The sequence below is a fragment of the Puia sp. genome (genome assembly GCF_036500295.1).
In the GTDB taxonomy this organism is placed as follows: Bacteria; Bacteroidota; Bacteroidia; order Chitinophagales; family Chitinophagaceae; genus Puia.
In genome coordinates this window covers 55,471-67,558 of the sequence record NZ_DASYCH010000062.1, presented here as the reverse complement: position 1 = coordinate 67,558, position 12,088 = coordinate 55,471, and the positions used below count along the sequence as shown (strand labels likewise).

The window sequence follows — 12,088 nt, the reverse complement described above, 5'->3', positions numbered from 1 at the left end:
TCACTCATGAGGAGAGGTGCTGATTAACTGTTTATTTAAAAATAGTGTAAAGGATGGCGAAGGTGGAAATAAGGCCCGTAATGATCGTAAGGTTCCTGACGGTGGTTTGATCGTTGGCAGCCACCTTTTTTCGGGACGGTTCGAATACGACCACATCGTTTTGCCGCAGGGTGAAAAAGGGCGAGGCCATGATATCCGGTTTGGTAAGATCGAGGCGGGCCCATTCTCTTTTGCCATCCGTTTCGCGGATGACCAGCACGTTGTCGCGGCGGCCGTAAAAGGTCATATCCCCTGCCATCCCCAGGGCCTCGAGGATATTGATATGATCACCCGGTATCGTATAGATGCCGGGACGCTGGACCTCCCCGATCATCGTGAACTTGTAGTTGAGGAACCGAATGTTGAAATAAGGGTTGTTGAGATAGCCCTTCAGCCGGTTGGCGAGCGTATCCTTCAACGCCGCGCGGGTTAACCCGTCGACATGCAGCAGGCCCAACTCCTGAAACTCGATATTGCCGCTCTCATCGACAAGATAGCCGGGGGCACTTGGCGTCTGCCCCGTGATCCCCGAAGTGGCTGCTGCCTCGCTCGCCGATCCGGCGCCGGCGGTGGTGATCAATGATTGGTTGAAGATGCGCGTCGCCTCGGCGTTGTCGCTATAGACGATGATGCTGATCAGATCGCCTTTCTGGATCAGGGGCTCGGGGTAGACCGCATTGCTAAGCTTTGCCGTGTCGAAGGCCCCCTGCATATAAACGATATTTCTGGTGCTCCCGCAGGATGCCAGCAGGAGGGAGAGGACAACAAGCGCCAGGAAGCAGGCCGGGAGGTGCCGGGACAACAGCCGGAGGTTAGACTTCATCAAATTGTTTTATCGTTTGTTTTAACGTTTTTTCCGGGAACGCTGATAACAACGCATCCGCGGGGATTTTATCGCTTTCCGATGACGGTAATATTGGATTTTTCCAGAACAGCCACCAGGCGGAACCCGATCGACTCGATCAGCACCTGCACCCGGTTGTTGAGAACCTTCATGATGCGGCCCTTGCGGTCCATAAAGGCTCCACCCCGGATACTGACGACGGTGTCTGCCTGCAAGTCCACGGGTTCGACCCTGACGTCCCGGTATTCATCCAGGAACTTGCGGATCGACTCGATCTCCTTGTCGCGGACAAGGGCCGGCTTTCCCAGCCAGTATACGAAATTCACCACCCCCCCCGTCTGCCGCACCACAGTCATTTTATCCTCGTTGATCTTTACAAACAGATAGGATTTGAACAGCGGTTCTTCGACCCATTTTATCCGATCGCTCCATTTTTTACGCACCTTGTTCAACGGGCAATAGGTCTCCAGCCCGCTTTCCACAAGCAGGGCGTATACCTTTTTCTCCCAGCGGGGGCGGGTATAGATAGCATACCAATTTCGTTTGTTTTCGGGCATAGCTTCGCCTCCTCAGTCCCAGAGACCTCACTTAATGATTTGTTTATCAGCACATTAATAAAAACACCCCGCCTCCTACAATGGAGAAGGGTACAAGCGCGTATTTCGATTAAAAAATACCACTTATACCCTTATACTTATTTGAATAGATACAAACGCGAAACGTATTCTCCACAGGACGTTGCTAAGTTTTAAAAGCTTGGATTCAAAAACACAAAAAAACTACCAATGGCCCGATTTATTGCATCAGCGATCGTATTTCCCCGTCCCAACGCTGCATCTCTGATCCAATGCACAAATATAAGAGATTTTAATATTCAATAACCGTAACTGTTAATTGAAAGAGAACAATTTATGTCGAAATAACATAAACCGCGGCTTTCTTTTGGTCATCACATTTGCAAAAAGCCTGCCCTACTTATTTTCGCCCGCCAGTTTGCCGATTCCCCAGTATAGCAGGCAGGCCAGTATAAACAGCAGACAGACAATGACGATCGAGAACTTTACCCTCGCAAGGTCATAGGCAATAGAGACGTTCCATTGACGTATAGGGCCGTGAAGTGTTCGGAAAAGGGCGATATTCTCTGCTACGTCACAGATGGTGGCCAGGACGATCAGCAAGGAGAATCCTTTACCTCCCTTGATCATGATCTCATTTCCGGTACAAAGGGAAATAAACCGGCAGCCCAAGGCGATGGCCAGGGTGTATAAGACCATGAAAACGTAGGCAAGATACGTGCTTTTTACTCCCAGTTCATATTTTCCACTCGATTTCCAGTCACCGATAATGGCCTGGGCCTTGTTGACTGTCTTGGCGATCTCGAACTGGACGAGTTCATCGGAGCTTAGCGGGGACAGGTAGGACCTCACCCAGATCATATAGCCAATGGTAAGGAGGAAAAACAACCAGAATAATTGTCGCAGACGGCTGAAGCGAGCAGACCACGAGGGAGGTTCCATATAGAATTATGATTTTGTCTTCCGGGTGTTAAATTAGAGAAAATCGGCAGGACTTCGCCGATTATTTAAAACTTGTTTCTTACTGTATGTAAAATATTGCCCGTCAATCAGGTAACCATGGGGGAAGAGAGGTGTCCAAACCTGACCCTTACTTTCAGGAACCGCTTTTCAAAAAGATGATAGGAGAGATGGGCGACGAGGACGTTGATCCCCAACAGCAGGAAGGGAAGGGTGTAGGTCCATTGAGGCAGCATCCGGGTCTTTTCTCCCGGGATACAGACCAGCCAGAGGTAGAGGACCGGCAAATTGTAGGCATAGATGCCATAGGATATCCTGCCGAGATATTTCAGTACGGGGTTCTCCAGGGTCAGTACCGTGCGGGGATTGGTGGCGACATTGAGGATGAGGATGGCGGTGATGGCGGAGAAGACCTCATCGTCGACAAACGAGAACAAATGAAGCGGCCGAAAAATAGCATAGGCGAAAAGTCCCCAGCAGGTCCACTGGACGAGGGGATGCAGCAGTGGCCGGAGGAGGGCCGAATCCCTGAATTTGAGACAGGCGATGATCCCGCCGATCGCCATGCAGTCGATGCGGGTATAGCGGATGAAATAATAGAACCCTTCCGACGAATCCCGGGCAACAAACTTGATCACCAGGAAGGTCGCCAGGATGACCCCGCAGCTTCTCAGCACTTTTGGGGAATCCACGACGGCCGGCCAAAACGAATAGAATTGTTCTTCGACCGCAACGGACCAGAGCGGGTTGATGATCCAGATACCTCGCATGGCGGCAAAGGCATAGTTGCCCGCAAAAAAGAGATAGTATAAGAAATAGGCTGGCCGCTCATCGGTGCCCTGGACATAGGGAAATGTCAGCCAGCCGATGGCGATGATCAGAAAATACAGCGGCCAGATGCGGAGTATCCTTCGTAAGTAAAAATTCGCCCGGTTGATCTTTCCCGTCGCTCGCTTCTCCTGAAGGAGCAGGGAGGTGATGAGGAAGCCGCTCAGGGTAAAGAAGCAGGTCACCCCGTTGGAGCCGATCAGGTGTTCGGGCAAGAGGGTCCTGATCCCGAATGCCCCGTTGAAATGACCAAAAAATACCATGATGCAGGCTATGGCGCGAATGCCGTCCAGCCCTGGAAAATAGATCTTTCGCATGCTACACTGTCCTTTGGGTTCTGAATACTGACCAGGGTCTTGTGGTTGAGAAGTAAGGCAGATTCCAACGGCAGGGGGAGATTCTATTGGGGTTGGCGGTTCGGGCTCGGGGAGAATATATGGTTTGCAATTATTGTGCCGGTTCGCCGCGGCCAGCAGTGCTGCGCGCCCGGTGGCGTGCCAAATAAAAATAAAAGGCCATCCCGGTGGATGGCCTTGTTTTATATGAAGAAAAGCCTTGCGGCCTTTAACAGGATCGCACTCATTTACTGGATCAAACTCACGGCCTTACGGTCTTCTATAGCCGCAAGAACATCCAGGATCCCTTCCTTCCAGCCGGCGATAAGGAACGCATCATCCCCTACGGATTCCAGTGGCTTTGCCCCATAGCCCGCAAGATCGAAAAGATACAGCTTCGCCTGCGGAGCCACGTCCCGGCGATATAGCCGCCACCATTCGCTCAGATCGGTGCCCGCGGGCTGGTTAAAGCCGCGGCTGCCCCAGAGCCGGCAATCGGTGAAGATCAGCACCCGGTCGACCGCCTGTTTTCTGCGTAGCAGGTCCTGCAGGATCAAATGAGCATTGATCCCATAACCAGCCTCGCCTTCACGGCTGCGAAACTGCTCCGTCGCCAGCAACACGGGCCTTTCAGCCAGATCAAACGGCTTCCACCCATTCCCGATTATCCCGGTAGCAACGGAATAGCCCTTGCTCCTCCACAGCCAGGCCAGCAGAGGAGCGATATCAAACCGCTGCACACCGCCGCCGGAACGGATAGGCCGTTTCATGCTGTTGCTGATATCCATCGCGATCAACGAAGTGCCGGTGCGGCCAAAGCGGTTCCAGCCACTGTGGAGCACGGCTTCTTCCAGCGCTTCGGAAAGCATGCCCGCGCCCCCCTGATCGATCCGGCGCAGGGATTGGTTCACTTCCAGCAGCTGCAACGGCGACACCCCGCTTCTGCGGACCGCGGCGGCATTGCCCAGGTATTCGGCGGCGAGCTTTAGCACCTTTCCGCTGACGCCGGCGCAGAGCATGGGCCGGAGGTTGTCCAATAAGGCCGTATAGCCGATGCGAAACGAGGAGATGCCTTCCTTCCACTTATCCCGCAGCGCCACCTGACGCTGTTCGGGACCGTCATAGTGATGATGATGAAGCGCATGCCATTCCTGCTCCCAACTGCTCCGTCCCGGGATCCGATCCCGCAGGATCCTGGCAAAAAGGGATTTCTTATCCTTGTCAGCCGCCTTTGGCTGCAGAAACCGCAGTCCCTGCTGCAGTTGGACCTGCATTTCGCGGGTGCACCGGGAATAGGAATACTCATCCAGCCGGTTTAGCACACGGTCCAGCACCTTGCGTACGGCCCGCCCCGGCTTTACTCCCGCGCCTGCGGCGCGGGTAAACCAGGACAGCCACCTCGGAATATCCATCGGCTGACGAACGACCCTTCCCACCAACGCGGCGATAGACTCCCCCTCAGTTACGACCGTCAGCTCCGCGGTCAGCCAAAAGGCTGCATCGCGGAAATTGCCCTGGTTGCCCTTGCCGTCGAAGTTGCCTTCGTCATCGAACAGGACAGCCATCCGGCTGATCAGCTCCGGCCCGGCAGCAAGGATCTCCCTGCGCACCGCCAACCCGTCTTCGGACAACGGCTTCGACGGATCATCGGCAAACCATGCAGCCAGCAGATAACGATAAAGCGCTTCCTGTGCATCGGCAATGCCGAAATGGTCATCGGCGATGCCGGATCGGAGGTCAAACGACCCGGCGTTGAAGTCCGCCAGTTCGGCGTCACCGGCCTTGAGACCGGCCGTTGGGTCGATACGATCGGTCTTGGGTTCGGTACGACCGATCTTGATGCGGGTGTAGCGGGTGCCGGCAGAGGCTTTTCCTCTCAGGTTGAAAAATTTCATGGCGCTTCCTCCTTTCTGTTCGATCCGCCAGCGGCGGATTGGATGATAAAAAAACCCCGGTCGTTGGACGACCGGGGCTGGCTTCTGCAGGCACTGTAGTGCCTATCGGATACCTTTCGGTCGATGATAATACGATTGCTTCTCACGCAGCGGCATACTTCGGCGAATGCCGGCTTGCCATGCGATCGTGGTCAGGGTAATATGTCCGTTATTCTTGGTTCCCATATGAAAAAGCCCCGCTGTCAGGCGGGGCTTTTATATGCTGGATTTTTTTTGTTAAAGTTTACAGCACTTTTCGCCCCGCGCAGGTACATACCTTAATCGGGTTATACCCGGAAAAAGCAAGTGTATGTGTGGATTGTCGTAGCATCGGTAAGTGCGCGTTTTTAATTGATTGACAAAAGTAAAATTCTTTTTATTCTTTTCAATAAGAATGCCAAAAAAAATTTAGAAGGCCCGTCGTGACGACAAACGGTCGGCTGTGAAGTTCGGCGGTTGGCCCTGGTTTCGGTGCCTTAAGCGCGACTGAGGATCAGTTTCTGGATCTTATTATGGAGGTCTTCGGGCCGGAAGGGCTTGGGCACCACTTCCATGAACCCTTTTTTCATGAGATCGATGCGCATGTCTTCGTATACGGCTGCGGTGAAGGCGATGGCCGGAATGGAAGGATGAACCTTACGGATCTCCGCCAGCGCGGTGATCCCGTCCATTTCCGGCATTTCGAGGTCGATCAGCACGAGGTCGAAGGTTCCCCGGCGAAATTTCTCCACGGCTTCCAGGCCGTTGACCGCCTCGTGGACCTCAATGCCCCATTTGGTGAGAAACTTCCGCGCCACCCGCATATTGACGATATTATCCTCGGCGATGAGAACCCGCAGATGGTCGAAGACGGGCAGGTGCTTCACCTTCTCATCGTTGATATACATCTTGGCGTTCTCGTTGATCTCGAGCTCGATCGTAAAATAGAACGTACTCCCCTTGGCTTCTTCACTGCGCAGCTGCAGTTCACCGGAGAAAAGGCTGACCAGCTTTTTGCTGATGGCCAGGCCGAGACCCGTTCCGCCATATTTCCGCGTCGTATCCGTATCGGCCTGCGTAAAGCTGTCGAAAACCTCCTGCTGTTTATGCGCGGGGATGCCGATACCCGTATCCTGCACCATGAACTGGATCATCGACTTCTTACTGGTGGAGGAGATCTTTCTCGCGCCCAGGGTTATGCCGCCGGTATGCGTGAATTTGATCGCATTGGAGAGCAGATTGCTCAACACCTGGTTCAGCCTCGTTTCGTCCGTCAGGAATTCCGTCTCCAGGTTCTCATCGACATCCACCAGGAACAGCAGCCCCTTGGTATGCGCCTGCACCGAGAACTGGGTCTCCAGCTTTCGGAGAAAGGCCCGCATATTGACCGGGACGTTCTCCAGTTCGAAGCGGCCCGATTCTATTTTGTTGAAATCGAGTATTTCGTTGATGAGCACCATCATGTGCTCGGAAGAGAATTTCAGGATCTCGAGATGGGAGACCTGCTCGGGCAGGTACTGCTCCTGCATCAGCAGGTTGGAGGCGCCGATGATGCCGTTCAGCGGGGTCCGGAGCTCATGGCTCATATTGGACAGAAAGCGCGACTTCGCCTTCGAGGCCGTTTCGGCTTTTTGCTTGGCCTTCATCAGTTCGAACTGCGTCATCTTGATCTCGGAGATATCCAATATGCTTATCTTCCAGAAATGCCTGTTATTGTCAAAGAAGGAAACGACATTGACAAAGGCAAACACCGTATTGTCTTTTTTCGAGGTAAGCGCCAGCTCTCCCTGCCAGCGGTTGGTGCTGTCGCCCTCGGGTTTCATTTCGATATTGCGAAACAGCCGGATATGCTCTTTCGTGAACAGGCTGTCCATGGGTGCGCCGACGATCTGTCGTTTATCTTCTATTTCCAGGAGTTGGACCGCACGGTTATTGCAATCATTGATGATCAGTGCCTCGGCATCGAGGATGATGACCCCGTCGAGTGAAGTATTGTAGATGGTATCGACGAATTGCTTTTCTTTCAGGATGGCTTCCTCGTTATTCCGGTTGATGCGCACGATGGCGATGGAGAAAAAGGTCGTCAGCAGCAGCGACAACACCAGGTTGCTGTCATAAAGCCGGTCGAACATGCCGGTGATATGCACCTGGTAGTGGTTCTCCTGCGGGCATTGATAGTAGCAAAACGCCAGACAGCAGACCGTCATCAGGTAGGCGAAGATCAGCTCCCGGATGCTCCGGGTAAAGCTGATGATAAACGTCATGATCAGGAAGTAGGGGAAGAAGAACAGGTATTCCCCCGCCTTCAGACCCTCCATATAGTTCATCACCGCCAGATAGGCATTCAGGTTTAGCACCGACAGAAGCCGGGCCAGCTGGAATTGCCGCCGGAGGTTAAGATGATAGGCAACGATAAAGAAATAGGCTGCGCTGAGATTAATGAGCGCACTGATGTAAAGTCCAAAACAGAAATAGGAGACAACGCAGACGAAGTGCGCGAAGAGAATCAACAGGATAAACTGGTTGAACCGGATCGTCTTCTTCCTTTTGGCAGGAGAATAATCATCCCGGAGCCCGGAATAGACTATGTCTTCATAGAAGGATGTAAATACAGAGGCGATTGGGTTACTCACAGGATGTCAGATAACTGTAATAAGGGTTTCTCGCTATTACTATTGGTGAACGTCCGGAGGCAATATTTTAGTATAGGCCTCGTTATTTATACGACCTGACCATATGGAGAAGCCTTTATCCAATACCGACTACATTTTCAGCGAAGCGATCGACGGGCCGTTCATAATCGATTTATATGCAGCCGATTACGTCATGATCGAAGAGACCTTCACCGATGTCCTCCGCGAATACGACGATTTTGTCCAGCGAATTATCACCACTTACCACGAGAACGATGTTGCAGCATTGAAAAGTGCTGTGCATAAGATCAAACCCTTATTCGGATTCGTGGGGTTGACGACTCAACAGTCCCGGTGTCTGCAGATGGAGAACACCTGTCTCTCCATGACGCCGGCTCAGCTGGCGGAAGCGTTCCCGCCGTTTCAGACCATGTTGCTCGAAGCAAAATCCATTATCGAAAAAGAGAATACGCGGCTTGCCGCGTTCAATGCCGCGAACCGTTGAGTCGCGCAGGATGCCGCCTCAGCACCGCGATGCCCTGACGGCCGCCGTCAGGGCCGACAATCCTTCTTTCAGCTGCTCTTTCGTGGGCCAGCCAAACCCCAATCGCATATAGTGCCGCGGCATTTCGAACCAATGGCCGGGTCCGACATAGGTGCCATAGTCTGCCAGCAAACTGTGATAGAAGCGGTCGATATCCACTGCCCCGGGATCCTTCAGCCGGGGGAAGCCGACACAGCCGCCGCGGGGCTCTACCCATTCCCAGTCATCCTGCTGCCCCATCCAATTTTTGACTATTTCCAGCTTCGCGCGGATATCCGCGGTGATGCGGGGGAAATGCCGGTCGCGGTGAAGGAGATAGCGATAGGCCAGCTCTTCATCGATCACCGGTCCGCAGATATGTATCTGTTCTTTTGCCGCCAGGAATGTCTCGAACAGCGGTCGGTCGCGACAGATGAGCCAACCCGTTCGCAGGCCGGGGAGGCCGTAAGTTTTCGACAGCGACGAGATGCTGATGATGCGCGGCGAGTACTCCACCGCCAGGGGCAGCTGCCGGTCGAAGACCATATCCCGATAGGTCTCGTCTACCAGCACGTATAGGTTGTGTGTTTCGGCGATGGCTGCCAGTTGCAGCAGCTGCGGCTCTTCCAGGCAGGCGCCCGTGGGGTTATGCGGATGCGTCACCGAGATATACCGGGTTCCTGGCGTGATCGCCCTTTTGATCGCGTCGATGTCCAGGGCCCACCGGTTCTCGAAATGAAGATCGATAAAGTGTATCGTGGCGCCAATGGCCCGGGGCGTTTCGATATTGGTTGCATAGTTGGGGCGGACGACGATCAGTTCATCCCCTTTCTCCAGCAGCGTGGTCGCGATGATGAAGAGGGCGCCCGCCGCCCCGATCGTCAGCAGGACCTGGTCCCGCGTGAGAGCGCCGCTGCCCGAAACGATCAACTCCCGCAACCCTTCATGCCCCTCGTGCGATCCATAGCATAGGAGCAGCCGGCCGAGGTCTTCGCCGCCGGAGAATTCGCGCAGAAAAGCATCGGTATAGGAGCTTTCGGAGAGGTTGTTGCGGATCTTGTCATAGCCCATTTGCTCCGGGGACTCGGCTTCGATGGGCATTCGCGTATATCGCATGGTAAAACCGTTTATGTAAAATACCGATTATGCCCGATCCCCCCGAGAATTGTTTTGTATTTTCCGGTTATGAAAAATCCCCTGCTTCTCGCCACCACCCTGCTGCTGCTATTTGCCGCCGGCCCTGCACAGGCCCAGCCCAACGCAGCCGGCCAGGCCGCGGCCAATCCCACTGCCGGCCCGTCCGGCGCCGCGCAATCCGCCGCCGAAAAAGAGATCTATGCCGCGATGAATGAAGCGACGGTGCAATGGAACAAGGGCGATCTCGACGCTTATATGTCGTTATATGCTCCACAGGCGACGATGATGCTTGCGACCGGCCGCGTCGGCCTCGACAGCATCCGCGGGATGTATGTAAAATATTATTTCCCCGGCGGCCACCCCAAACAGAAGCTGGCCTATGACACCTACCAGCTGACGATGCTGGGCAAGGATTATGCGCTGCTCACCGGCCGCTTCATCCTGAAGGCAAACGAAAAATATCCCGAACGCAAAGGAACGTTTTCACTGACGATGGTGCATCGCAAGGATGGATGGAAAATACTTCACGATCATTCGGGTTAAAACAACTTCATCTGCCCACCGGGCCGCATAAACCGGGAGCAATCCAACTCCCAGCGTTCCGCATTCAGCCCATACTTCTCGGTATACCGCGCATATTGCTGCGCCACGAGCTTCGCATAGTTGCCTTCACCCCGCATTCTAACGCCAAAACGACTATCGTTGACCTTCCCGTCATGGCTGGCCTCGATGAAATGCCACACCTTGTCCGCCCTGTCGGGAAAGCATTTATAAAGCCAGTCGTGAAAAATGAGTTTTATCGCGCCGTTCAGCCGGATGAACGTATAAGCCGAAAAGCTGGCGCCATTGTCCGCGGCGGCCTTCATGATCCGTTGCATCTCCTGTTCGTTGAGCCCGGGGATCATCGGCCCCAGCATGACCCCCATCCGGACACCCGCCTCGCTAAGCTCGCGGATGGTCCGCAGCCGTTGACGCGCCGTCGTCGTGCGGGGCTCCATCAGCTGCCGCAGGTCTTCGTCGAGGGAAGTGATCGAAACCAACACCGACACCAGGTTCTTCGCGGCCATCTCGCACAGGATGTCCTTGTCGCGGAGGATCCCCGCATTCTTGGTGATGATGCCGACGGGCTGATTGAACTCGCGGCAGACCTCGAGCAGCTGCCGCGTGATCTTAAACTTACGCTCCGCCGGCTGGTAACAATCGGTATTCCCGCTCAACGAAATAGGAACGCATTCCCACTTAGGGTTCATCAGGAATTTTCGCAACAGCTCGGGCGCATTATGTTTGACGATGATCTTCCGTTCGAAATCGAGCCCGGCGCTATAACCCCAATACTCATGGGCATTCCGGGCATAACAATAGGTGCAGCCGTGCTCGCAGCCCTGATAGGGGTTCATACTGTAAAACATCCCCACATCCGGGCTGTCGACTTTATTAACCAGACCCTTCGCATGGTCTTCCAGATACTGCGTCTCGATATTCGGCTCCACCCACTCATCGATCGCCTCGATATGTTCCTTCACCCGCTCGTTCTTTAGAAACCGGTTCCGCGGATTGAACTGGGCACCCCGCCCTTTCAAATAGGATAAGGGCTCTTTTCTTTCTTCTTCTTCTTCTTCGTAGTTCATTCGCTTCCTTTTTTTGGGGTCTCCCCACTATGCAAACAATTCTCCCTGCCGCGTCGAAACAGGCAGGTTCTGAAAGGCAAACCGCTCGGCGATCTGCCAGTTTTTGTCCCCTTGCCGCCGCTTCAGCAACAACATCGCATCCGCGATGAACCTGCCCGTAAAACTCTTGTTGGAATACTCCAGCCAGCCCTTCTCATATTGCCAGGGCTGGAGCTTGCGGGCGATCAGCAGGTTGGGATCGTCGAGAAAATGCGGCTTGTTCTCCTTATCCAGCTTCATCAGCCGCTGGATATCCCGGATCTCCGTCACCAGGTCGCGGATCGGCAGCTTACTCATCACATTGATAAAGATGCTGTGCGTCGGCAGGCTCCCAAAATCCTTCAACTCCACCTTCAACGGACAATGACCCATCGCGATCGTCCGCAGCCGCTGCAGGATACGCTCCTCCATCAACGCCAGCTGCGTAAACCGGACCAGCGTCACATGGGGTTTTATCATCAGCGGTGGCGTCTGATACGTTTCCTGAAATGCCTGGCGCATCTGCAGCACTTTATTGCGCAGCTCTTCGTGGGGACTCAGGATCAACTGGTATTCGTTGGTCGCTAACTGCTTCTTATAATTTTCGTTCAGCGTTGCCGCTATCGGTTTGATGGCTTGTTTCATACTATTTGTT

Annotated in this window: 11 protein-coding genes; 2 read left to right on the top strand and 9 right to left on the bottom strand. The window is 53.9% G+C overall.

Features of this window, described 5'->3' with window-relative positions; genetic code table 11:
- Nucleotides 1-31 precede the first annotated feature (31 nt).
- The 6 genes from VGM48_RS12450 to VGM48_RS12425 all read right to left on the bottom strand — a co-directional run bounded on the left by VGM48_RS12450 (nucleotide 32) and on the right by VGM48_RS12425 (nucleotide 8,127).
- Nucleotides 32-862, bottom strand: a complete 831-nt coding sequence (locus VGM48_RS12450; protein WP_331579541.1) for a polysaccharide biosynthesis/export family protein — start codon at nucleotides 860-862, stop codon at nucleotides 32-34.
- Nucleotides 863-930: 68 nt separating this feature from the next.
- Nucleotides 931-1,440, bottom strand: coding sequence for a UpxY family transcription antiterminator (locus VGM48_RS12445; protein WP_331579539.1), 510 nt, complete (start codon nucleotides 1,438-1,440; stop codon nucleotides 931-933).
- 414 nt (nucleotides 1,441-1,854) lie between these two features.
- Nucleotides 1,855-2,400, bottom strand: coding sequence for a hypothetical protein (locus VGM48_RS12440; protein WP_331579537.1), 546 nt, complete (start codon nucleotides 2,398-2,400; stop codon nucleotides 1,855-1,857).
- Between the two features lie 107 nt (nucleotides 2,401-2,507).
- On the bottom strand, nucleotides 2,508-3,563 hold the full coding sequence (locus VGM48_RS12435) for an acyltransferase (RefSeq protein WP_331579535.1): 1,056 nt from the start codon (nucleotides 3,561-3,563) through the stop codon (nucleotides 2,508-2,510).
- 266 nt (nucleotides 3,564-3,829) lie between these two features.
- Entirely contained in the window at nucleotides 3,830-5,476 is a 1,647-nt protein-coding gene (locus VGM48_RS12430; protein ID WP_331579533.1) for a TROVE domain-containing protein, read from the bottom strand.
- 515 nt (nucleotides 5,477-5,991) lie between these two features.
- Nucleotides 5,992-8,127 (bottom strand): ATP-binding protein, encoded by a 2,136-nt coding sequence (locus VGM48_RS12425; RefSeq protein ID WP_331579531.1) that lies wholly within the window; start codon nucleotides 8,125-8,127, stop codon nucleotides 5,992-5,994.
- 103 nt (nucleotides 8,128-8,230) lie between these two features.
- Between VGM48_RS12425 and VGM48_RS12420 the strand changes: the two genes are divergently transcribed.
- Nucleotides 8,231-8,632 carry an Hpt domain-containing protein gene (locus tag VGM48_RS12420; RefSeq protein ID WP_331579529.1) on the top strand — a complete coding sequence of 134 codons (402 nt, stop codon included), beginning with the start codon at nucleotides 8,231-8,233 and terminating at the stop codon, nucleotides 8,630-8,632.
- A gap of 18 nt (nucleotides 8,633-8,650) precedes the next feature.
- On the opposite strand, the gene VGM48_RS12415 is transcribed toward VGM48_RS12420, so the two are convergent.
- Entirely contained in the window at nucleotides 8,651-9,766 is a 1,116-nt protein-coding gene (locus tag VGM48_RS12415) for a pyridoxal phosphate-dependent aminotransferase (protein ID WP_331579527.1), read from the bottom strand.
- Nucleotides 9,767-9,835: 69 nt separating this feature from the next.
- Here VGM48_RS12415 and VGM48_RS12410 point away from each other — a divergent pair, with 69 nt between their 5' ends.
- Nucleotides 9,836-10,330 (top strand): nuclear transport factor 2 family protein, encoded by a 495-nt coding sequence (locus tag VGM48_RS12410; RefSeq protein ID WP_331579525.1) that lies wholly within the window; start codon nucleotides 9,836-9,838, stop codon nucleotides 10,328-10,330.
- Here the strand turns inward: VGM48_RS12410 and VGM48_RS12405 are convergent.
- Together VGM48_RS12405 and VGM48_RS12400 are read right to left on the bottom strand one after the other, a co-directional pair.
- Nucleotides 10,327-11,415, bottom strand: a complete 1,089-nt coding sequence (locus VGM48_RS12405; RefSeq protein ID WP_331579523.1) for a PA0069 family radical SAM protein — start codon at nucleotides 11,413-11,415, stop codon at nucleotides 10,327-10,329. The genes VGM48_RS12410 and VGM48_RS12405 overlap by 4 nt on opposite strands.
- Nucleotides 11,416-11,442: 27 nt before the next feature.
- A complete protein-coding gene (locus tag VGM48_RS12400) occupies nucleotides 11,443-12,078 on the bottom strand; it encodes a 2'-5' RNA ligase family protein (RefSeq protein WP_331579521.1) in 636 nt (211 codons plus the stop codon).
- Nucleotides 12,079-12,088: the final 10 nt, after the last annotated feature.